The sequence below is a fragment of the Reyranella sp. GW821-FHT14A01 genome (assembly GCF_058803965.1).
In genome coordinates this window covers 490966-511692 of the sequence record NZ_JBXAPM010000002.1, presented here as the reverse complement: position 1 = coordinate 511692, position 20727 = coordinate 490966, and the positions used below count along the sequence as shown (strand labels likewise).

At 67.1% G+C, this 20727-nt stretch carries 20 protein-coding genes; 8 read left to right on the top strand and 12 right to left on the bottom strand.

Annotated elements, in window-relative coordinates:
* The first annotated feature begins 62 nt into the window (after nt 1-62).
* Nucleotides 63-1007: a tripartite tricarboxylate transporter substrate-binding protein gene (locus tag AC1ROX_RS06230; RefSeq protein ID WP_493123481.1), complete on the top strand. Its 945-nt coding sequence runs from the start codon at nt 63-65 to the stop codon at nt 1005-1007.
* Nucleotides 1008-1016: 9 nt separating this feature from the next.
* Here the strand turns inward: AC1ROX_RS06230 and AC1ROX_RS06225 are convergent, their stop codons facing one another.
* Nucleotides 1017-2030: a Bug family tripartite tricarboxylate transporter substrate binding protein gene (locus AC1ROX_RS06225; protein WP_493123479.1), complete on the bottom strand. Its 1014-nt coding sequence runs from the start codon at nt 2028-2030 to the stop codon at nt 1017-1019.
* Between the two features lie 170 nt (nt 2031-2200).
* On the opposite strand from AC1ROX_RS06225, the gene AC1ROX_RS06220 reads away from it, so the two are divergent.
* Complete coding sequence (locus AC1ROX_RS06220; RefSeq protein ID WP_493123477.1) at nt 2201-3385, top strand: acyl-CoA dehydrogenase family protein; 1185 nt, start codon at nt 2201-2203, stop codon at nt 3383-3385.
* A gap of 24 nt (nt 3386-3409) precedes the next feature.
* Here the strand turns inward: AC1ROX_RS06220 and AC1ROX_RS06215 are convergent, their stop codons facing one another.
* The 6 genes from AC1ROX_RS06215 to AC1ROX_RS06190 are packed head-to-tail and all read right to left on the bottom strand — an operon-like array spanning nt 3410 to nt 8216.
* Entirely contained in the window at nt 3410-4114 is a 705-nt protein-coding gene (locus AC1ROX_RS06215) for an amino acid ABC transporter permease (RefSeq protein ID WP_493123475.1), read from the bottom strand.
* A complete protein-coding gene (locus tag AC1ROX_RS06210) occupies nt 4111-4812 on the bottom strand; it encodes an amino acid ABC transporter permease (protein ID WP_493123473.1) in 702 nt (233 codons plus the stop codon). Before AC1ROX_RS06210 ends, AC1ROX_RS06215 begins: the two co-directional genes overlap by 4 nt.
* A 6-nt stretch (nt 4813-4818) precedes the next feature.
* A complete protein-coding gene (locus AC1ROX_RS06205) occupies nt 4819-5646 on the bottom strand; it encodes an ABC transporter substrate-binding protein (protein WP_493123471.1) in 828 nt (275 codons plus the stop codon).
* 1 nt (nt 5647) lies between these two features.
* Nucleotides 5648-6406: an amino acid ABC transporter ATP-binding protein gene (locus AC1ROX_RS06200; protein ID WP_493123469.1), complete on the bottom strand. Its 759-nt coding sequence runs from the start codon at nt 6404-6406 to the stop codon at nt 5648-5650.
* Nucleotides 6406-7545 carry a pyridoxal phosphate-dependent aminotransferase gene (locus tag AC1ROX_RS06195; protein WP_493123467.1) on the bottom strand — a complete coding sequence of 380 codons (1140 nt, stop codon included), beginning with the start codon at nt 7543-7545 and terminating at the stop codon, nt 6406-6408. Before AC1ROX_RS06195 ends, AC1ROX_RS06200 begins: the two co-directional genes overlap by 1 nt.
* Before the next feature lie 2 nt (nt 7546-7547).
* Nucleotides 7548-8216, bottom strand: a complete 669-nt coding sequence (locus AC1ROX_RS06190) for a GntR family transcriptional regulator (RefSeq protein WP_493123465.1) — start codon at nt 8214-8216, stop codon at nt 7548-7550.
* A 139-nt stretch (nt 8217-8355) separates the two neighbouring features.
* Here AC1ROX_RS06190 and AC1ROX_RS06185 point away from each other — a divergent pair, with 139 nt between their 5' ends.
* Nucleotides 8356-9693 carry an aspartate aminotransferase family protein gene (locus AC1ROX_RS06185; RefSeq protein WP_493123463.1) on the top strand — a complete coding sequence of 446 codons (1338 nt, stop codon included), beginning with the start codon at nt 8356-8358 and terminating at the stop codon, nt 9691-9693.
* 47 nt (nt 9694-9740) lie between these two features.
* Here AC1ROX_RS06185 and AC1ROX_RS06180 read toward each other — a convergent pair whose 3' ends face one another.
* Entirely contained in the window at nt 9741-10019 is a 279-nt protein-coding gene (locus AC1ROX_RS06180; protein WP_493123461.1) for a PepSY domain-containing protein, read from the bottom strand.
* A 189-nt stretch (nt 10020-10208) separates the two neighbouring features.
* Between AC1ROX_RS06180 and AC1ROX_RS06175 the strand changes: the two genes are divergently transcribed.
* The 5 genes from AC1ROX_RS06175 to AC1ROX_RS06155 all read left to right on the top strand — a co-directional run bounded on the left by AC1ROX_RS06175 (nt 10209) and on the right by AC1ROX_RS06155 (nt 14660).
* Entirely contained in the window at nt 10209-11027 is an 819-nt protein-coding gene (locus AC1ROX_RS06175; protein ID WP_493123459.1) for a Crp/Fnr family transcriptional regulator, read from the top strand.
* A gap of 72 nt (nt 11028-11099) precedes the next feature.
* The gene (locus AC1ROX_RS06170) at nt 11100-12965 is read left to right on the top strand and encodes an adenylate/guanylate cyclase domain-containing protein (RefSeq protein ID WP_493123457.1); all 1866 of its coding nucleotides are present in this window, start codon (nt 11100-11102) and stop codon (nt 12963-12965) included.
* A 125-nt stretch (nt 12966-13090) separates the two neighbouring features.
* Nucleotides 13091-13441: a hypothetical protein gene (locus tag AC1ROX_RS06165; RefSeq protein ID WP_493123455.1), complete on the top strand. Its 351-nt coding sequence runs from the start codon at nt 13091-13093 to the stop codon at nt 13439-13441.
* 191 nt (nt 13442-13632) lie between these two features.
* On the top strand, nt 13633-13890 hold the full coding sequence (locus AC1ROX_RS06160; RefSeq protein WP_493123453.1) for a hypothetical protein: 258 nt from the start codon (nt 13633-13635) through the stop codon (nt 13888-13890).
* 419 nt (nt 13891-14309) lie between these two features.
* Nucleotides 14310-14660, top strand: a complete 351-nt coding sequence (locus AC1ROX_RS06155) for a hypothetical protein (RefSeq protein ID WP_493123451.1) — start codon at nt 14310-14312, stop codon at nt 14658-14660.
* 164 nt (nt 14661-14824) lie between these two features.
* Here the strand turns inward: AC1ROX_RS06155 and AC1ROX_RS06150 are convergent, their stop codons facing one another.
* Genes AC1ROX_RS06150 through AC1ROX_RS06135 form a run of 4 tightly spaced genes read right to left on the bottom strand, consistent with a single transcriptional unit; the run spans nt 14825 to nt 20576 of the window.
* Nucleotides 14825-16009 (bottom strand): hypothetical protein, encoded by a 1185-nt coding sequence (locus AC1ROX_RS06150; RefSeq protein WP_493123449.1) that lies wholly within the window; start codon nt 16007-16009, stop codon nt 14825-14827.
* Entirely contained in the window at nt 16006-17337 is a 1332-nt protein-coding gene (locus AC1ROX_RS06145; protein ID WP_493123447.1) for a hypothetical protein, read from the bottom strand. Before AC1ROX_RS06145 ends, AC1ROX_RS06150 begins: the two co-directional genes overlap by 4 nt.
* Nucleotides 17338-17362: 25 nt before the next feature.
* Nucleotides 17363-19906 carry a trypsin-like peptidase domain-containing protein gene (locus tag AC1ROX_RS06140; RefSeq protein ID WP_493123445.1) on the bottom strand — a complete coding sequence of 848 codons (2544 nt, stop codon included), beginning with the start codon at nt 19904-19906 and terminating at the stop codon, nt 17363-17365.
* Nucleotides 19907-19943: 37 nt separating this feature from the next.
* Nucleotides 19944-20576 (bottom strand): hypothetical protein, encoded by a 633-nt coding sequence (locus AC1ROX_RS06135; protein WP_493123443.1) that lies wholly within the window; start codon nt 20574-20576, stop codon nt 19944-19946.
* Nucleotides 20577-20727: the final 151 nt, after the last annotated feature.

Sequence of the window (20727 nt, the reverse complement as noted above, 5' to 3'; positions counted from 1 at the left end):
CAGGAGCGAGCTTGAGCGCCACTGGAGTGGCGCGCTCCCCAGAGCCCTGTATCATCGGTTGCATGAAATTGCTTCGACGCGACGCGCTTCTGGGAACGGCCGCAACGGCGGCGGGGCTCGTCGGGCGTCGCGCGATTGCGGCCACGACGGCAGTCCGCCTGATCTGCGGCTTCGGCGTCGGCAATCCGACCGACCTTTGCGCCCAGCTCATCCAGGACGGTTTCTCGGCCGCGCTCAACGAGCCGGTGGAGTTCGACTACACGCTGGGCCAGGCGGGCCGGCGGGCCGCGCTGGAGGTGATTGGCGCGGAGCCCGACGGGCGCATGCTGCTGATCGCCGAAATCCTCAATCTCGTGTTGCAGGAGACGCCGGCCGAGCCGCTGCTGGCGCGCCTGCAGCCGGTCGCCAAGATCACGCGCGGATTCTCGACGGCGCTGGCGGTGAACGAATTCTCCGACATCCAGAATTGGTCCGACCTGCTGACGGCGGCGCATGCCGGCCGGCTGAAGGCCGCGACGACGGGCCATGACTCCACCATCGGCCTGCTGCTGGCGCTGGTCGAACGCCGCCTGAAGCTGACGTTCGACGCGATCGAGGTGGCAGGCACCAACGCCGCCGTCGAAATGCTGCTGACGCGCCGCACCGACATCGCGGTCCTCGATACGCGCACCGCGCTGCTGCACAATGCCCGCGACCGCACCAAGCTGCGCATCCTTGCAACCTCGGGCGCGCGCCGCTCGCAGCAATTGCCGAACGTGCCGACCCTGGCCGAGCTCGCGGGCGATCCCAAGCTCGCCTACACGATCAGCTTCGGCCTGTTCGCGCCGCTGGCGACGCCGCGGCCGGTGACCGACCGGCTGACATCGGCGCTGCTGGGACTGCGCACCGACAAGTCCGTGCAGACCCAGGCCCGCCTCGCCAATATCCCGCTGCAGTTCGACGGACCGGCCGCCATCGTCGAGGCCGTCGTGCGCGACCGCCGCATCGCGGCCGGTCTCTCTCGATAGGCGCCCGCGCTACATCTGGTCGATGCGCGCCTCGCGTATGACGTCACGCCAGATCGCGACATCGCGCGCCACTCGCTCGGCCAGCGCCTCCGGTCCCAGCACGCGGACGTCGAAGCCGGCGGCCCGCAGCCTCTCCAGGACCTGCGGGTCCTTCATCACCTCGAGCGTATCGTGCACGATCCGCCGTACGACCGCGGGCGGCGTCCCGGCCGGGACGAACATCGCCTGGAAGGTCTCCGACACCATCCCAGAATAACCCAACTCGCGCATCGTGGGCACCTCGGGCAGGTCGAACCAGCGCGTCTCTCCCGTGATCGCCAACGCCCGCAGCGCGCCCGACTTGATGTGCGCATGGGCCGGCGGCAGGGCGGTGATGCCCACGGGAGCCGTGTTCGCCAGCAGCGCCTGGATGGCCGGCGCGGCGCCGCCGTAGGGAATGTTCTCGACGACGATGCCGGTGCTCAGTTGCAGCAGCTCGGACGTGAGATGCGGCGTCGAGCCCGGCCCCGGATTGATGACGTTGAGCCTGTCCGGCCCGCGCTTCGCCCTCTCGATGAGCTGCGCGATCGACGTGATGCCCGACGTCGGATGGACGAGGATCACGTTCGGCGAGGCTCCGAGCTCCGTGATCGGCAGGAAATCCCGCAGCGGGTCGTAACCCGGCTCGCGGTAGAGGTTCGCATTGACGACGAAGCTGCTCGACGCGGTCAGGACCGTGTAGCCGTCGGGCGCCGACCGGGCGACCTGCAGCACGCCGATGTTGCCGCCGGCACCGGCCCGATTGACGACGATGACGGGTTGGCCGAGCCGTGCCGTGAGACCGGGCGAGATCAGCCGCACGATCGCATCGGTCGGACCGCCCGGCGCCGCGGGAACGACGATGCGCAGAGGGCGATTGGGATAGGGCGGCTCGCCGGGGACAGCGTGCGCGGCACGGCCCGGCACCAGGCCCGCCGCCGGCAGCGCGAGGGCGAGGAGCGTCCGCCGGGACAGTGTCCCTGGCTCGTCGTCGTCCCTGGTCATGCGATGCTGGTTCGGTACTCTCACGCTGGCCGTATTGTACCGGGAAACCGCCGGCGCGCGCGGTCGATCGTTGGCCATCTTTCGCTGGATGGTCGCTTTCGCAGTCAAACGATTGACCGTCCGGCAAAGCCGCCCAGTATGCGACGAAAGAAGCAATTCCCGAGGAACCCATGGACAGCGTTCAGACGGCAAAGACCCTCAGCGCAGCAGAACGGGCGCGCGCCCTGCAGCCGCTGCTCGACGCGCACGGCGCGGAGATGGACCGCCGCCGCGAGGTCGTGCCGGAGGTGGTGGACGCGCTGGTGGCGAACGACATGCTGCGCCTGCTGCTGCCCGGAAGCCTGGGCGGCCAGGAGATCCACCTCCTCGACTACTGCAAGGCCGTCGAGGCGATCGCCTGTGCCGATGCCAGCGTCGCCTGGTTCGTCAACCAGTCCAACGTCTCCTCCGCGACCTCGGCCGCCGCGATGCCGCCCGAAGCGGCGGCCTCCTTCTGGGGCACGCCCGGCGTCGGCCTCGCCTGGGGCGCGCGCAACGGCACCAGCAAGGCGATCCGCGTCGAGGGCGGCTACCGGCTGAGCGGCACCTGGAGCTTCGCCAGCGGCGGTCGCCACACGACCTGGATGGGCGCGCACAGCGCCGTGCAGAATCCCGACGGCACGCCGCACCAGCGCTACGGCAAGGCCGACGACCGCAGCTTCGTGTTCAAGCGCAGCGACGCGAAGATCGTCGACGACTGGTTCGTGCTCGGCCTGCGCGGCACCGGCAGCGACACCTACACGCTCGAGGACCTGTTCATCCCCGACGCGCATGCGCCGGCGCGCGATGCGCTGCAGGAGCGGCGCGAACCCGGGCCGCTCTACACGATGGGATCGACCTTGCTCTATGCCAGCGGCTTCTGCAGCGTGACCCTGGGCCTCGGGCGCCGCCTGCTCGAGACCTTCATCGACATGGCGCGCGGCGGCAAGCACAGCCGGGCCTCGATCAACCCCATGTCGGCCAACAATGCGATCCAGCGCGAGGTCGCCCTGCTCGAAGCCAAGCTCTCGGCCGCCCGCGCCTACCTGCACGCCGAGGCCGTCGCGGCCTACGACAAGGCGGCCAACGGCACGCTCGATGTCGATGGCCGCATGCGGCTGCGCCTGGCGACGACCTACGGCATGAACGAGGCGAGCGACGTGTCGATCGCCGCCTACCGGGCGGCGGGCACGACGGCCATGCTCAATTCGGCGCCGTTCGAGCGCCGCTTCCGCGACGCCATGAGCGCCAGCCAGCATCTCCAGGGCATGCTGGGCCATGTCGAGATGGTCGGCCGCCACATCCTCGGCGTCGAGAACAAGCTCCAGAACCTCTGACCGGCGCGCGTCGGCTTCCCGCGATCACCGGGCGAAGAAGCAGACGATCCGGTTGAAGCGACGACGATCCTCGAGCAGCCCGGTGGCCGCACTGAGCGCCCGGTTCAGGCAGAAGTAGATCCCCAGGAGGGTGGCATAGACCTCGACCGGCGCCGTGAGGAGCCGATTGTTGATCTGCCGGCCGATCTCCGTCACTTCCGCGAGGCCGATCAGGAAGGCGAGCGACGTTCCCTTGAGCAGGGTGATGTAGCGCCCCGTCATTGCCGGGATCGAGTTGTACACGGCGATCGGCAGGAGGACGTAGGCTGCCAGCTGGAAAGGCGACATGCCCATCGCGCGCGCCGCCTCGATCTGGCCGACGGGAACCGACAGAAGGCCGCCGCGGACGATTTCCGCGAGATAGGCTGCGTTGAAGAGCACGATCGCCGCCAGCACGCTCGCGAATTTCGTCGTCTCGAAGCCGAAATAGGGCGGCGCGAAATAGGCCCAGAAGATCAGGACCAGGAGCGGAATGTTGCGCAGGAGTTCCACGTAGCCGCCGGCGATCCATCGCACCGGCCGCGGCCCGGCGAAGCGCAGATAGCCGACCAGCAGGCCCAGCACCGTGGCCAGTGCGATGCCGATCAGCGACAATTCGACGGTGAGGGCAACGCCGCCCAGCGACTTCGGCCAGTCGCCGATCAGCAGGCGCCGGACATTGTTCTCGGTGAAGACGAGTTCCCAGTTCATGCCGCGCTCCGCCTGTTCCGCGACAGCCGGCGCTGGAGCACATGTCCCAATGCCGAGATCGTCGAGCAGACGACGAGGTAGAAGACGGTGATCGCCGTGAGGGCTTCGACGCCGCGAAAGCTCGTATAGTCGATGTGGCGCGCCTGGTAGGTGATGTCGGCAACCCCGATCGCCAGCGCGAGCGAGGTGTTCTTGATGAGGCTCACCGATTCGTTGACGATCGACGGCGCGATGATGCGCACGAGCTGCGGCAGCAGGATGTAGCGAACCGACTGCGCGAAGCCGAAGCCGATGGCCTCGGCGGCCTCGTACTGGCCGCGCGGAATGGCGTTGAGCCCGCCCCGCACGATCTCGGCGATGAAGCCGCTGTGATAGACGCCCAGTGCGAAGACCACCGCGACGAACTGGAAGCCGTAGTCCCGCAGCACCATCAGGGCGCTCTGCGGCAGGATCACGGTCGCGGAAAAATACCAGAACAGGATCTGTACCAGCGGCGGCGTGTTGCGGATGACCTCGACATAGAACCAGCAGAAGGGCTTCAGCAGCCCGACCTGCGACCAGCGCAGCACACCGAACAGAAAGCCCAGCAGCAGCGCCAGAACGAGCGACAGTGCCGCGAGCTCGAGCGTCACGAGAGCGCCTTGAGCGAGCAGGCGTCCTCCTTCACCCCACAGGACGCTCCAGTCGAACTGGTACATCCCCGGTCAGTCCCAGACTTCCATCTTGAAGCCGATCTCGTCCTTCTTGAGATTGAGCTTGGTGCCGGGTCCGATCCACTTGTCGTAGATCTTGTCCCAGGTGCCGTCCTTCCACATGTCCTGAAGGGCGAAGTTCAGCGCGTCGCGCCACTTGGAATCGTTCTCGCGCACGCCGATCGCATAGTCGCCACCGCCGAGCGAGTCGCCCACGATCACGTAGTCGTCGGGCTTGGGCGCGTTGGCGCGCAGGCCGGCCAGGATGATGATGTCGGCGACGACGGCGTCGATCAGGCCGCGCTGCATGGCGAGGAAGGCTTCGGGATAGCCTTCGAAGGTCTGGCCCACGGCCTTGGGCTGGGCCGCCGCCAGGTTCTTCAGCGCCAGCGCCCCCGCCGTGGTGCCGACGCGCTTGCCGGCGAGGTCGGCCGCGGACTGGATCCCGCTGCCCTTCTTCACCATGAGCTTCTGCCCGGTCCAGAAGTAGCCGATCGTGAAATCGACGACCTTGTCGCGCTCGCGATAGTGCGTGAGGGTCGCGGCGATCATGTCGATGCGGCCCTGCTGCAGCAGCGGGATGCGCGTGGCCGCCGTCACCGGCACCAGCTCGACCTTCACCCCGAGGCGATTGCCGATCTCCTTGGCGACGTCGATGTCGAAGCCGATGATTTCGCCCTTGTCGTCGACGGTGCCGAAGCCCGGCACGTCCTGCCGAACGCCGACCCGCAGGACGCCGCGCTTCTTGACCTCGTCGAGCGTATTGGCCGGTGCCTGCGCGAGCGCCGGGCCGGCGAGCAGAACGAGTCCCATTCCCGCCATCAACTGCCGTCGATTCATCTCACACTCCTTCGACCGTTATTCGCTGTCCCAGCACCGTCCGCACGAAGCGGCGCGCTTCCTCGCTGCGCGGCGCCCGGAAGAACTCTTCCGGTGTTGCGACCTCGACGATTGCGCCGGCATGCATGAACGCCACGCGGTCCGCGGCCTCGCGCGCAAAATTCATCTCGTGGCTCACGATCACCATGGTCATCCCCTGGTCGGCGAGGCCGCGCATCACGTCGAGCACTTCCGTCACCATCTCGGGATCGAGCGCCGAGGTCGGCTCGTCGAACAGCATCAGCGACGGCTGCATGGCGAGGGCACGGGCGATCGCCACGCGCTGCTGCTGGCCGCCGGAGAGGAAATCGGGAAAGGCCTGGGCCTTGTCGGCGAGGCCGACGCGGTCGAGCAGCCGGGACGCGATGTCGTGGGCCTCCGCCCGGCTCTTTCCCAGGATCTTTCGCGGGCCGAGCGAGACGTTCTGCAATGCCGTGAGATGGGGGAAGAGATTGAACGACTGGAAGACCATGCCGATGTGGCGCCGAAGTTCGCGCAACCCGGAGCGGCTCCTCGGCACGTCCGCGCCCTCGAAACGGATGCTGCCCCCATCGATCGGCTCGAGGCCGTTGATGCATCGCAGCAGCGTGCTCTTGCCCGAACCGCTCGCGCCGCAAACGCTGACGACCTCGCCGGCCGTAACGCTCAGACTCACATCCTTCAGCACCTGCAGCGTGCCGAAGGATTTGTCGACGCGATCGATCTCGAGGAGCGTGGCCATTACGGCAATGCCCTGAGCAAAGCCCGTGCCCCGTCGAGGATGGCCGGCAAGGGACCCACGAGATTTATGCGGACATGCCCCTCGCCCGTCGCGCCGAAGACCGAACCCGAGGTCACCGCGACTCCGGCGCTCTCGAGCAGATGCGCGGTGAGGGCATCGCTGGACATGCCGAACCGCGCGATGCCGGGAAAGAGATAGAAGGTGCCTTGCGGCGGCGACGCCTCGAAGCGGCTGTCCTGGTGCAGGACGGCGAGGCAGGCGTCGCGCTTTTCCTGATAGGCCTTGCGCAGGAACGGCGCCCACTCGTCCTCTTTGGCCATGGCCTCGCAGGCGACCTTCTGCGACACGAGGCTGACCGACGAGATGAGCTGCTGCGTGCAGGTCGCGATCAGGCGGCAGATCGGCTCCGGGCCGACCAGCATGCCGATGCGGTAGCTCGGCAGGGCAAACGCCTTGGAGAAGCTGTAGAGCAGGATGGTCCGGTCGCGGATCGCATCGAATACTCCGGGGCTGAGATGCCTGCCGGCATCGAACACGAAGAGATCGAAGCTCTCGTCGCAGATCAGCCACAGGTCGCGCCGATGCACCAGGTCGGCCAGCGCCGACAACTCGGCCTCGGTGAATACGCGGCCGGTCGGATTGTGCGGCGTATTGATCAGGATCGCCCGGGTGCGGGGCGTCACGGCGGCGCCGACGGCCTCGATGTCGAGACGATGGTCCGGGCCGGCAAGCGCCACCGGCACGGCCTTGCCGCCCGCCAGCGTGATCGAGGGCGCGTAGGTGACCCAGCAGGGATCGAGCACGATCACCTCGTCGCCCGGCTCGAGCAGGGCCAGCGCGGCGAAGTACACGCCCTGCTTGGCGCCGATCGTCGCCACCATCTCGCGCTCGCCGCGGACGACGCCGTGGCGATGCGCAAGGCGGCGGGCGAAGGCCTGTCGCAGGAACGGCTCGCCCCACGGATCGCCCAGCGCGTTCTCGCCCGGCGTGATGGCCGGTGGGATCAATCCGACCGGCGGTGCGGGATCGGGGGCGCCACCCGAGAGGTTGAAGATCGTCTTCCCGGCCGCCCGAAGCGCCCGTACCTGGCCGCCAACGGCCAGGGTGCCCGACGGCGGCAGGCTCGCAAGAAGCGGCATGGTCAGCGCTCCCCGTGCCGGTCGAGCGCGTCGGCATAGACGTCGACGACGCGCTCCATGTTCACGGTGATGTGCTCGACCGTCATCTTCTTGGCGAGCTTGAAGTTGCGGTCGCGCACGGCCTGCGTGATGTCGCGATGGTACTTATAGTCGGAGCGGCCCGAGAACTCGTCGCGCAGGAGGATGAACCGCACCGGCAGCGACATGGCGTTGACCTGATGCAGGATCGTGCGCAGCACCGAACTCTCGGTGCTGTCGATCATCAGCTGATGGAACTCGATGTTGTTCGAAAAGTAGCCTTCGAGGTCTTTCCGTGCCGCCGAATCGCGCATCACGGCATTGATGCGGTCGAGCCCGTCGCACAAAGCGTCGACCTGCTTGGTCGAGAGCGCGTCGATCACTTCGGCTTCGAGCTGGGCACGCAGGCGATAGAGATGACGCAGGTCGTCGGCGGTGTAGTGCTTGACCTTGAAGCCGCGGCGCGGCGCGTGAAGAACAAGCCCCTGCAATTCAAGGATGCGCAATGCCTCGCGCACCGGCCCACGGCTTGCGCCGTATTCCGCGGCGAGGTCGATCTCGCGCAGCGAGCTGCCCGGCGGATAGCGCCACCGGATGATCCCCGCCTTGATGCGATCGGCCAGGAAGTACGGGATCGTTTCGGGCAACGACACGACGTTGCCGGTCTCCCCTCCCACCGCCGCCAGACTACGCGCAGAAACCATTTTGCCGAATCTCAATTGTTTACAATTTACTTTTGACAGTCTCGCGCATAGTTTCCGTCCCTGTCCAGTCAATCGTCGGAGGAAAAGCATGGACGCGAAGCAGGCCAAGGCGATTTCGGACCAGTGGATGATCCCCACGCCTGCGGGCGCCTACATGGCGGGTCTCGAGAACCGCCCGATCATCGAGCGGGCCGAGGGCATCGAGGTGATCGACACGACCGGCAAGCGCTACCTCGACTTCGGCTCGGGCCAGATGGCCGCCGCCCTGGGCCACAATCACCCGCGCTACGTCGCCTCGGTCAGAAGAAGCCTCGAGACGATCAGCCATTCGACCAAGACGTTCCTGAATGTCGACCGCCTCGAACTCCATCGCAGGCTCGGCGAGATCCTGACCCCGCCGCTGCAGAAGACGCTGTTCCTGGTGAGCGGCAGCGACGCGATCGAGGCGGCGATCGATCTCGCGCGCAAGGCGACCGGCGGCGTGGACGTGCTGGCGCTCGACATGGCGCTGCACGGCTCGACCTCGTTCGTGACGCGGTCGCTGACCTTCGGCTGGGGTCGCGCCAAGCACCGGCTTGCCGCCCCCGGCACTTCGTCGATCCTGACACCCTACGCCTACCGGTCGCCGCTGGCCGGCGGCGACGACTTCGTCGAGAAGTGCCTGCAGCTCAGCTTCGAGATGGCGGACGCGAACTTCACCGCCAAGCCGGCGGCGGTGATCCTCGAACCCGTGCTGAGCGCCGGCGGCATCATCGTGCCGCCTCCGGGCTATGTGAAGGCACTCACCAAAATGGCGCACGACCGCGGCATGCTGGTGATCATGGACGAATCGCAGACCGGCCTCGGCAAGACCGGCAAGATGTGGGGCCATCTCCACGAGGAGGGCGTCGTCCCGGACATCATGACGGTATCGAAGCATTTCGGCGCGGGCATGCCGGTCAGCGCGGTGTGCACGACCTCCGCGATCGCCCAGCAGGCGGTCGACAACGGCTATTTCGCGACCCGCTCGCATGCCTGCGATCCGATCGCCTGCGCCGCCGGCGTGGCGAGCATCGACATCATCCAGGAGGAGAACCTGGTCGAGCGCGCCGCCACGATCGGCCGGCGCATGCAGGGCGCGATCGAGGCCATGGCGAAGGACATCGAGGCCATCGGCGACATCCGCGGCCGCGGCGTGCTGTACGGCATCGAGCTGGTCGAGGACCGCGGCACCAAGGCCCCGGCGAGCGACCTCTGCCGCGCCGTCGTCGCGCAATGCCAGCAGGACGGACTGCTGGTGCAGTCGCGCGGCAGCCACGGCCGCATGAACGTCGTGCGACTGGTGCCGCCGATGGTCTCGACCGACGCCGAGATCGACCGCGGCATGGAGATCCTGGGCAACGCCCTCCGCTCCGCGGTGCACGGCCAGCGGGCGAAGGCGGCCTAGCGACGGCGTCCGGCATTGCGCCGGACACCCGCCGGCGCAGGATCGGCCTAGTCGAGCTTCTTGGTCAGGACCTTGAAGTTGGGATCGAACGTCAGATCGTACTTCTTGCCGTCCTGGCAGGTCGCATCGTCGACTTCGAACTTGCCGTTGGGATGGGCGGTGGCCTTGTCGTCGTCGAACTCAATCTTGCCGCCGCTGCAACCGGCTTCCTTCAGAGCCGCCTCGAGCTTCGGGCGCTCCTGATCGGTGATGGGGCGATCCTTGGCGAAGGCCGTACCGACCGAGACGGCGACGAGGGCGGCGGCGATGGGCAGAACGTAGTTCATGGGCATCCTCCGAACTTCAATCAGTATGCAATGCCCGGAGCCCCGGAGGGTTGCCGCAAACACCTCGACGGACCTCTGAGAAGAAGGTCGCTCAACGGCCGCCTCTCTGTGCGGTAGATCACAGACAGTCCGCGCCCGCCGTCGCATGGAAAATCGATCGCCGGAGCGGCGATCGGGTGTGGGGTCACCATGACAGTCGATCTGCAGCGGCGTCCCGGTGGTGAGCGCCAGACGCTGGACGAAACCGGCGATTCGTGCGGACATCGCAATCAGGGCGCGCCGCGTCGTGCGGCCCGCGTCCGTGATTCCTTTGCCCTGATGACGCCGCAAGACCTGTTCCGCCTGCATCCGTTCCTCGGCGCCCTCACGGAGAGTGAAAGCCGCGAGCTGCTGGCGCATGCGGCGCGGCGGCGCGTGGCCGCCGGCCATGTCGTGTTCCGCAAGGACGATCCCGGCGACGGGCTCTATGGCGTGCTGGCCGGGCGCATCGTCGTCACCGTGGAATCGGCGGCAGGCAAGGAGCTGATCCTCAACATGTTCGGGCCCGGCGAGTTCTTCGGCGAAATCGCCCTGCTCGACGGCAAGGGGCGCACGGCGACGGCGATCGCGCGCGAGCCCTCGGAGCTGCTGTTCCTCAATCGCGCGGTGTTCCAGCCGTTCCTCGTCCAGCGGCCCGAGGCCACGATGCGCATCATCGCGCTGCTGTGCAGCCGCCTGCGGCGCACCACGGACCTGGTCGAGGACTCGGCCTTCCTCGGCGTCGCCACGCGCCTGGCCAAGCAGCTCGTGGTCCTGATGGATCGCTACGGCCGCCCCGGCGAGGCGGACGCGGCCGCCGCGACCCTGCACATCTCCCAGGAGGAGCTGGCCCGCACGCTGGGCGTCACGCGCGAGATCGTGAGCCGGCAGCTCGCGATCTGGCGCGAGGCCGGCATCGTCGAATTGGGGCGCAACCGCCTGACCGTCCTCGATCCCGGAGCGCTGCACGGGATCATCGACGGCGGCTAGCCAGGGAGTGTCGCGCCTCCTAGAGTCACCCGGAGCCCCAGAGTTTCCAAGAGCAAACGGGCGGATGTTCCCGTGAACCGACAACGTCGCCGGCTGGCGGCCATCCTCTTTGCAGACGTGGTGGGATCGTCCCGGCTGATCGCCCGTGACGAGAGCGGTACCGTGGCCCGGCTGCTGGAGCATCTCACGCGGCGCCTCGCGCCCTTTGCCCGGCGCCATGACGGGCGCGTGGTGCGATTGACCGGCGATGGCGGCCTGGTCGAATTCGCCAGTGCCGTCGATGCGCTGGCCGCCGCCATCGAATTCCAGCAGGCCATGGCGGACGCCAATCGCAGCCAGCCGGCCGAGGAGGCCATCGCCTTCCGCATCGGCATCCATATCGGCGACGTCATCGTCGAGCACGACGACCTCTACGGCGACGACGTGAACGTCGCCGCGCGCCTGCAGGAGCAGGCCGCGCCCGGCGGCATCGTCGTGTCGCGAAATGTATGGGAGGCCGTGGCCGGCCGGCACAAGGCAAGCTTCGCGGATCTGGGCGAGCTCGCGCTGAAGAATATCGAGCGGCCGATCCGCGCCTTCACCGTGCAGTGGGACGCTGCCGACTGGCCCGCGGTGCCCGGCATCGCGCCGGTCCTCTGGCCCACGATGGCACCGTCCCCGGTCTCGGCCCGGCGGATGCGGATCGGCCTGTGGGCCGCTGCCATGATGGGTTGTATCGCCTTCGTCGCCGCGGCCTGGCTCGTCTTCGCGCCGCGTCCGCCGCCGACCCTCGCCGACCTTCAGACGCTCAAGGCCGAGGACCTGGAACGGCTGCTGGCCGAGCGGCGCGCGGCCGATGCCGCCGCCGCCGAGAAGAAGCGCCTCGAGGAGGAAGCGCAGCGACGGGCCGAAGCCGATGCCGAGGCCTTGCGCCAGGCCGTGGCCGACTTCGAGAAGGCGCGGCTCGACCGGCAGAAGGCGGAAGCCGAGCTCGCCGAACTCAGGCTGAAGATCGACGGCAGCCGGCGCGAGTCCGCGACGGCCAGCCAGCAGCAGCTCACCGACACGGCCGCGCGCCGCGCCATCGAGGACGAGGCCCATCGCCTGGCCGAGGTCGAGATGGCTTCGCTGCGCCAGGCCGAACGCGAGGCGCTGCAGAAGGCCGCCGTCGAGGCGGAAAACAAGCGCCAGGCCGACGAGGCGCTGGTGGAGGCGCAGGCGGCGCGGCAGAAGGCCGACGAGGAGGCCGACGCCCGGCGGCGCGCCGAGGAGCGGATGGAAACCGCGGCAAAGCTGAAGATCGATGCCGAAGCCGTGGAGGGCGCGCTGCATCTCGCGACGTCCGATCGCCAGCGCCTGCAGGTCGCGCTGACGTCGCTTGGGTTCGACACGCGCGGCACCGACGGCATGTTCGGTCCGCGCTCGCGCGACATGATCGCGGGCTGGCAGAAGAAGATCGGCGTGCCGGCAACCGGCTTCCTCACCGCCGCGCAACGCGCGCAGCTGCTCGCCAGCGCCGCCCCTGCTCTCGCGCGCTGGGACGACGAACGCCGCCAGGCCGAGGAGGCGCGCACCGTCGTTCCCGTGCCGCCCTCTCCCATCGCCGCGCCGCCCGCACCGACCAATGCCTATGACGGCGCCTATGCCGGCGGGCGGCAGGGCCCGCAGCAGAAGGTCGCCGCCCACGTCCAGATCTCGGGCGGCCGGGGCGCCGGCACGATCGACGTGCCGGGCTGCAGCCCCAGCCCCTTCTCGATGACCGTCTCGCTCGCGGGCGATGTCGGCGGCTCCGGCGACCTCAACTGCCCGGTGCCGATCCGCGGCACCGGCAACGTGGTCGGTCCCTTCACCATCTCGGGTCACGCCGTCGGCCGCACCATCCTGTTCTCGGTGAACACGAGCCGTGGCGAGTTCGACGTGCAGATGGACCGTTCGACCTCGACCGCCAAGGCGCCTTAGACCACCCCCTGGATCGCCGCCAAAGATTCTCCGCGCTCTGTAACCTGGTTCACAGAGCGCCCCCGGACTCCCCGATAGCGTTCAGCCGTCAAAGCAATTTCGGCTGAACAACAATGGGAGACTGGATGATGCGTATCCTTGCCATGGGAAGTCTCGCGGCGCTGGCCGTGATTGCGGCTTCCGCGATGTCGATGACGTCGGCCACGGCCCAGCAGGCGGCGCAGACGCCCTGCGGCCCCGCCTCCTACTCATCTGCCGACCAGCGTCAGGTGATCCCCTGCGCCCCGCCGACGACCAAGGCCGAAAACGGCCAGCCGGGCTGCGGCGTGTCGACCTACTCGGTCGCCGAGCAGCGCCAGACCGTGCTGCCCTGCACGCCGCCGACGCCGAAGGTCGATGCCGCGGGCAAGCCCGCCTGCGGTCCGGCCTCCTACTCGACCGCGGATCAGCGCCAGGTCATTCCCTGCACGAACTGATGCGCGGCGCGCCTGCGCTTCGGCCTGCATCGCGACAAAGACAAAGCGGCCCCTTCGGGGGCCGCTTTTTTGTGGGCGGCGGCTTTCAAAATAGGTTCACCATTGGGCGTCACTGTCCGGCGCGCCGGAGCCGAGGACATAAGGTCCTTGGAGTGTCCTCATGAACCTCCTCGCCGAGCTTGAGCCTGCGGATGGAATTGATCGTTGCGACTATCGTGCTCGCGAGTATCGGCGGAACGCTGGCCGGATGGTGGTGTGGCACGCGCAACATCGCCAACCCACCCGACAGATTCAATTATCCTCCCGGCGGGATGACGCTCCAACAGCATCTCTCGCTGCTGCGCAAGAAGCACCGCAAGCGACGCCTGCCCCTGGCCATCGGCTCCGGCCTGGCCACCGCCGCCGCCACATTCTTTGCCTTGCTCGCCCTCGCCGTGCTGAGGCGCTAGTTCGAGTTTGAAGACACCACGCACCACGGTCTTCAGTTCGCGTGCTACTCGCGGTGTCGATTCGCGAAGGGGATGGATATGGTTCGAGCATGACCCGTCGTGTATTCTCGATACCGATAGTTGCAGACCGAATCGATGCCGCTTTCCCGGCGGCGGCCACACAGTCGATGTGAGTATTCGATCGACTCGAGATGGCACTGAATGGCGGTCGAGCTTCGCCAAAGTTTCATGAGATGCGGACGCGCAGGATGGCATGATTTGAGCTACACGTTCTTTCGGTATCGTCCGACAGAGACCCTCTTTTTTGTTCAGCGCCGACCAAATCGGCTTTGAACTATGTGGCAGGTGCGCGTCGGACCTGCCCGGTTGGCCTAGCCAAGCATATTTGCAACGCCGATGAAAAATAGGGGGATAATGCAGTGACGAAAGAGGAACAGATCGAACTCGGCAAGAAGCTGATCAGTGAGATGCGTGCATCTTTCAGCCGGGGCGATCGGGACGAAACGATGGGAACCTACGAACGGATGGCGGGAATCAAGGCCGACCGTGCCGCCAAATTGGAGGCAACATGCCTTGCAGCCCGCATGTTGGTCGTCGGCAAGGAACGAGATGAAGCGCGCAAGCTGCTCGCGAGGGTCGCGACGGCCGAATACAGGAAGCCTTCGCACTATGAATTCCTGGCGCGCGCCCATCTCGACCTCAAGCAGTACAAGGAAGCGGCGGCCGCCTGCGTGCGTGCCGAGGAACTTCGCACCGCCGAGCCGAAATGATCGGCGTGCGCTCGCGCTGACAACGATAAGTCGCGAGGACGGTTTGCCGAACGGGCGGACCCTGCGGAAGACGGAACCGGCATGGGGTGGCATGCCGGACCTTCGCGCCCATCGCTCCGGACGGGCGTCCGCAGATCGAGGCCCATTTTTTGCTGAGTGCATCCCTATTCAAGCAGCATGCGTAGCCTTCTAAGACGCTCCTCACCTATGTCGGGCGGCCAATACAATTCCATGCTGGCAACCACCGGCTGAACCCGCCGCAGAGCCGGGGTATTCGACTGCAGTTCGGTTGTACCGGTGACTTCGGCAATCTCCGCCGCGTCCGCCCTTCCCGGCCTGAACCTTATATAAACGGTGCAGCCGCCAGTAACCTGCGACAGCACTCCTCCTTGCCAGCCCACCGGCGTGACCAGACCGCCGTCCATCGGATTGAACGCCGATATTTTGAACGGCACGCCATTCGCGCTCTCCACGTCCGCCAGGGTGCTGCCGATTCCGACGGCCGAGCCGGACATGCCTGCGATCTTCACCCTGCTTCCGTCCGCGAGATGGATGGAGGCAGGGCGCCGCATGGCCGTTGCGTTGCGCCACACGATCTCGATCCGCTTTGCCGGATCGTCCGGGAAGACGATCGTGGTAGCGTCGCTACCGGCGGCCATGTCCCGCTCGACGCGCCGTTGAACGTTCGGCGCACCGAATGTCCTTTCGACCGTCTGGAGATCGGAATCTCGCCCGAGAGCCCCGATGCATGAAACGGGCGTCGTCCCGTCCAGCGAAAGCTTCGGTACGGGAGCAGGTGCCGCATTTGCCATATCCGCTGCGGCCTCGTGGCATCGGCGCAGTTCCGTCAGCGCCGCCGACGTGCCCTTGAGCGAGAAGGAACCGAGCGACCGGCTCTCGTGGAACATCGCCAGATTGTTGAAGTTCATGAAGTCGGCGAAGAAGTCATCCTTCACGAGATCGATGACCAAAGCCGGTACCCCGGCCATCTGTGCCCCGGTCGCATTGCCCGTCCATGTCCTGTGGCCGTCGAACACGAACCTCACCTTGTAGGTCGCGCCCTGCCGAACGTCCGTCCAGGCCGGCTTGCCGAATATCAGCACGATGCGACGGTCGGCGCCGACCAGGCCGATGCGAAACCGCATTCCATCCTGATAGACGGCTTCCCCGGAGCAGCTTCTCTGCCCCTCGACCTTGCGAATGGCCCAACCTTCCACGTCTTCCCGCCAGGATGATTGGGCGTTGGCATTCGCCACGGCAAGCACGGCACACGCAGCGACCAGTGCGACCGCGCAAGATCGCGCAAGGACCGATGCCGATTTTCCCATCCGTCGCTTTCTGCCCGTCATGGCCTGTCGCGCTTGGTGAACGTCATCTCGATCGGCCCCGCGCCGCCCGGCTGCGTGGCTTCACAGATCGTCTGTGAATCCCTGGGCCGGCAGACGATGGTGGCTTCGGAGAATGTCGACCTGTTCGAACACGTCATCCTCGGCGCCTGGATCCTCACGTTGCCGTTCTGGAATTCGGTCGCAAGAGGACCTTCGCACGTGACGGTCGGCGTGCGGATCGTTCTCTGGCCGGTCTTTCCGTCCGGCTTGAAGCACAGGATCGCTTCTGCATTGGCGGACGTCTCCTGACGCGTCCCGATCGCGAAGGTCACGGGAACGTCGGGAGCATTCCAGCATCCCGCCAGGAACGATGCGTCCTTGCGCTCGATGGCATCGCTTGGGATCGCCAATGTCGGCGTCTGCGGCGGGGTTGGGGTCGGGGTTGGGGTCGGCGCGGGGGCCGGCGCCTGCGGCGCCGCTCCCTGCCTGGTCTGATCCGGCACCGGGCAGGATTGCAGCTTCGCCTCGAGTTGCTTCTTCAAGGCGTCGATCTCAGTACGAAGTTCTTTCTCCTTCGCGGCGTTCGCCGTCTCGATCGCCCGCTCCCCATTTGAAAACCACGGAACGTCCCATCCCCACTTGAAGTCCCAACCACCGAAACGACTGAGGAGCAGGGCCAGCAGGATCGCCAGCAGCAGGACGAGCAGAATTCCGGCCAGCCAGAGCAGGATACCGGGCAGGCCCAGGAAGAAGCGCCGTCGTTCGCGAGCCTGCGGCGGCGAAGTCGGAGCTGCAGGGGCAGCTGACACCGGCGCCGGTGTCGGCGGCTCGGCGCTTTCGACCGGGCTCTCCGCGGGCGCCGCCTCGGCAACCTGCCCGGTCCAGACGACGTCGACGGGCGGGCGCTCGGTACTGACCAGGCTCGATCCCCAGGCCGCCAGAACCACCTGATCCCCCACGACGAACTTGCAGCTGTCGTCGGGAACGCTCGCCGCCGCGTCGATGATCTCCGCTTCCAGCGACCGCCGGTCTGCAACCGCCTCCGCGCGAATGGCCTTGGCGAGTTCCTTCAGCGCCGAGAGCCGATCGTTCAGCTCCGCTTCGTGCCGGGACCTCGACTCGGGATCCAGCGCGTCGAACGACACGATCTTTCCCGGCAGGTCGGTGTACCAGACGAACTCCTGCTTCTCGGAATCCTCCTCCGGAATCGAGAACAGATCGGCGATGTCGCGGCGCTTCAGTCTTTTCAGGACAAGACTTCGCAGTTGCTGATGACTGCTCAGCACCCTCTGGCCGCTGACACTCGAGAAACGGAGCGAAGTTCGGGAAAAGCTCTTGAGGCGGCGCATCAGATCCTGACTCCTGGCCTGACGATCAACCTGGATCGCACGGTGCTGAAGCCGATCGCGCGGTGATACCCTTCATCCGGAGGAAGGCAAGCAGGTCGCTGCCCCCCAGCGAGAAGAGACCCCGGCGACCGGACTGCGGATCCACGCCGATGAACGTGTTGATGGCGACGATCCTGCCGCAGGCATCCACGAGCGGCCCGCCGCTGTTCCCCTGCGATATGTCCGCGGAATGGACGACGATGGGCACGCCGGACGCACTTTCGTGCATCACCTGCACCTTGCCCTCGCTCAGCACCAGATCCGGGGCGGCCGACAGGTCTCCCGCCGACAGACGCTGCATCGCCGGATCGTTCTGCGTCAGATAGCCGGGATAGCCCGCCGCGATCACGGTTCCTCTCTTCTCGACGGAGCCCGTGATCGGCAGGACGACGGGGGCCGGGTTCGGCACTTCGTTCAGGCGAATCACGGCATAGTCCCGCCCGCCGATCGCGGACTCGTCCGACGTCGCGACAACCTCGCCCTTGTAGGGCCGCCTCAGCGCCTTGCTCGTCACGACGACATCCCGGGCGGTGCGGCCCTTCGCCTGTACGACATGCCTGCTGGTGACCAGCATGTCGGGAGCGATGAAGAAGCCCGAGCCCGTCGAGCCAAGCTGCGGCGCGATGATCAGGGCGCTGGCACGCTCCAGCTGGTCGTTGAGGGTAAGGTTGGAACGATCCGGATCCTTGGCGGCAGGTGACGGTGTCGCCTGCAGAGGATCGCCGGGCTTCGGCGTGCCGGCGGGAGAGGCCGGCTGCGCGGTGTCGGTCGGGTTGGCCTTGCCGGGGTCGCCGGAACGTCCCGTATCGGTCGGCTCGCAACTCATCTGGCGGCGGACATCCGAGGCTGCCCGCGCGACGGCAGCCTTGAGCTCTTCCAGATCCCCCGCCTGCGCGATGGTCCCCTTGGTGATATCGGCAACGCATTGCATCTGCGACGTGCCGGTGACGTCGATGACGTGGATCTTCAGGTTCTTGTAGATCTGCGCCAGCTCGCGCGCTTCCGCGCAGGGATCGCCCTTGCAGGTTTCCCGGCCATCGGTGATGACGATGACCGATCGCGTGGCCCCGTCATCTCCGTTCGGGCCGAAGGCATCCCGCATCATGCGCAACGAGGCGGCAAGCGGCGTCGCCCCGGCGCCGCGCAGGCCCTCCAGTATCCGCCGCGCCTCGGCCCTGTCCGTCGTGGGCGACAGGTCGACACGCGCACCGCAGGACTGGAAGAAGGAGGCGACGCCGACCGCCGCCTTGGGGGACAGGACGTCGATGAGTTCCAGTGCGGCGCCGCGCGCATCGTCCATGCGCTTGCGGCCGGGCTGCCGCGTCAACGTCTGGAACTTCCGGCTGGCATCGACATTCCCCATGTTCGCCAGGCGCTCCATCTCCACCAGGTCGGGGCGATTGCCTGCGGGCAGGTTCATGCTGTTGGACGTATCCATCACGACCATCACCTGGGCCGGCTTCTCATCCACCTGGCACTTCGGTTCGGGTGGCGACTGCGCCATGTCCCGCGGCGGCGGCGGTGGATCCGCCGGTACCGGCACTTCGGAGCGATCCGGCTTGGGGGGCCTGTTCAGCACCCGGCTGGGCAACTGGTCCGCCGGTAGAACGCAGACATCGCCCCGCAGCATGGTCTGCAGGCGATCGCGCTCGTCGACGAGGCCCTGCCGCAGCGCTTCGCCAACCTTGGCCTGATCGGCAGGCAGGATTGAGGACGGGGCACTGGCAGGACCGAACCCAACCCACATCAGACCGATGGCGAGGCCGGCGAGAAACAGCAGGACGCCGGCCGCTATGGCCGTCCGCTGACTCGTCCACGGCGGCGCACTCTCCGTCTTCCTCTCGTCTTGCGGCGGAAACAGAGGCGGCGGAAGCGTGCCCTGCGTACGGTACGGCTCTTCGGTCGTCTGCACGGCGTCGCCGGCGCCGGTGATGGGGGCATCGGCCGCGGCGACCTGGGCGACGGGTTCATCGCCGGAATGCGCCCTCATCACCTGGGTCGCCGTGTCGTCGCTCGCCGGTCGACCCTGCGGATAACTCTCCAGTCCCACCAGGGCGCCGATAGTGGACACGAACTGCCGTTCGAGCGCCTCGGCGGTCTGAGGGAGGTTGGCGGGAACGAGTCCCCAGTTGATCAGGCTGACGTTCCCGTCGGCCACCCGGATGGAATCGAGGCTGGGTACGACGATCGCCGCGCGCAGCCAACCATCGTAAGGCGCCTCGTCCAGGAGAGCGGCCAGCGACGCAAGGTCTGCGCGCAGCTTCGAAACGGCCACATCGCGATCGATGCCCGTCAATTCCTGGATGGAGACCGGTTCCTCGACGCTCACGCCATACCAGGCGGCGCTCTTGTAGCCGGTCGGCGTCGCGGCGCCCAACACGGGTTCGGCAAAGAGCGACGCCAGGCCGGGTGCGCGCTGCTCGATGAAGTCCCGGAGTTTCTCGTATCGCGTCTGGATGGCGACGCCATCGACCAGAACCGGCGAGAGCGCCGACAGGTCAGTCGTTCCAATCAGACGCGATCTTGCCATGCGATGCTTCCGTCGGTGGCGCCGCTCTCGGTGGCGATCAGCTCAGCAGGGCATCCAGCCCTTTGAGATTCGTCTCGGTCGACTTCTTGGCCGACTCCGCCTGTTGCTCGACCGAGGTCGCGGCGCTCATGCTGAGCTGCGTGCCGCTGTTCGGTGCAATCGTCGGGTTACGCTCACCGGATTTGCGCAGCGCCTCGAGGCGTGCCTGGACATAGATGTCGGAGCGCCCTTTGACTTCGCCGACGACCTTGTCGATCAGCTCGCCGTCCAGCTTGACGGCCGTCTGGATCTCATTGCGCATCTGCACGGCGTTGGCCTTCGAAATCTGGCCCGAGCGAACACTCATCGCCAGGTCCGAGATCTGCTTGTTCCGGCACGCGCTCAGGGAGACGAGGGAATTGCCCACGGCGGAATAGCGCTGCGAGTCGGTGGAGGCGTCATTGTCGATCGCCGCGATGAGTTCCGCCTGGCTTTTGGCGACCTTGGCCCGGCTGCTGTAGTAGGAGGCGGCCGCCCCGGTCAGGGCGCCGGCAAGCGCGCCAGCGGCAATGGCGCTGCCTCTCCCTCCGCCCGCTACCGCTCCGACCGCGGCCCCGAGCAGGGCGGCGCCGAGCACCACGCCCGGCGATATGGGCTGCTCCATCGTCTGCAGCACCTGCACCATCGGCATGCGGTACTGGGAGCAACTGTCGGATGCCACCTGGTAACGGGATGTATCCGTGGTCTGGCAACCCGAAACCATGGCCACGGACGTTACGGCAACGACCAGGACTCGCCCCGAACGGCGGGCCAAGCTGAGACTCGCATTCATAGACTTACCC

What these genes read in the sequence shown, in the direction of transcription:
- AC1ROX_RS06195 (WP_493123467.1), bottom strand. Translation starts at nt 7,545, where the DNA reads ATGCCGCTTCTTGCGAGCCTGCCGCCGTCGGGCACCCTGGCCGTTGGC.
- AC1ROX_RS06150 (WP_493123449.1), bottom strand. Translation starts at nt 16,009, where the DNA reads ATGACGGGCAGAAAGCGACGGATGGGAAAATCGGCATCGGTCCTTGCG.
- AC1ROX_RS06145 (WP_493123447.1), bottom strand. Translation starts at nt 17,337, where the DNA reads ATGCGCCGCCTCAAGAGCTTTTCCCGAACTTCGCTCCGTTTCTCGAGT.
- AC1ROX_RS06185 (WP_493123463.1), top strand. Translation starts at nt 8,356, where the DNA reads ATGGACGCGAAGCAGGCCAAGGCGATTTCGGACCAGTGGATGATCCCC.
- AC1ROX_RS06205 (WP_493123471.1), bottom strand. Translation starts at nt 5,646, where the DNA reads ATGAATCGACGGCAGTTGATGGCGGGAATGGGACTCGTTCTGCTCGCC.
- AC1ROX_RS06160 (WP_493123453.1), top strand. Translation starts at nt 13,633, where the DNA reads ATGGAATTGATCGTTGCGACTATCGTGCTCGCGAGTATCGGCGGAACG.
- AC1ROX_RS06135 (WP_493123443.1), bottom strand. Translation starts at nt 20,576, where the DNA reads ATGCCGATGGTGCAGGTGCTGCAGACGATGGAGCAGCCCATATCGCCG.
- AC1ROX_RS06165 (WP_493123455.1), top strand. Translation starts at nt 13,091, where the DNA reads ATGATGCGTATCCTTGCCATGGGAAGTCTCGCGGCGCTGGCCGTGATT.
- AC1ROX_RS06180 (WP_493123461.1), bottom strand. Translation starts at nt 10,019, where the DNA reads ATGAACTACGTTCTGCCCATCGCCGCCGCCCTCGTCGCCGTCTCGGTC.
- AC1ROX_RS06215 (WP_493123475.1), bottom strand. Translation starts at nt 4,114, where the DNA reads ATGAACTGGGAACTCGTCTTCACCGAGAACAATGTCCGGCGCCTGCTG.
- AC1ROX_RS06225 (WP_493123479.1), bottom strand. Translation starts at nt 2,030, where the DNA reads ATGACCAGGGACGACGACGAGCCAGGGACACTGTCCCGGCGGACGCTC.
- AC1ROX_RS06140 (WP_493123445.1), bottom strand. Translation starts at nt 19,906, where the DNA reads ATGGCAAGATCGCGTCTGATTGGAACGACTGACCTGTCGGCGCTCTCG.
- AC1ROX_RS06200 (WP_493123469.1), bottom strand. Translation starts at nt 6,406, where the DNA reads ATGGCCACGCTCCTCGAGATCGATCGCGTCGACAAATCCTTCGGCACG.
- AC1ROX_RS06210 (WP_493123473.1), bottom strand. Translation starts at nt 4,812, where the DNA reads ATGTACCAGTTCGACTGGAGCGTCCTGTGGGGTGAAGGAGGACGCCTG.
- AC1ROX_RS06220 (WP_493123477.1), top strand. Translation starts at nt 2,201, where the DNA reads ATGGACAGCGTTCAGACGGCAAAGACCCTCAGCGCAGCAGAACGGGCG.
- AC1ROX_RS06230 (WP_493123481.1), top strand. Translation starts at nt 63, where the DNA reads ATGAAATTGCTTCGACGCGACGCGCTTCTGGGAACGGCCGCAACGGCG.
- AC1ROX_RS06175 (WP_493123459.1), top strand. Translation starts at nt 10,209, where the DNA reads ATGACAGTCGATCTGCAGCGGCGTCCCGGTGGTGAGCGCCAGACGCTG.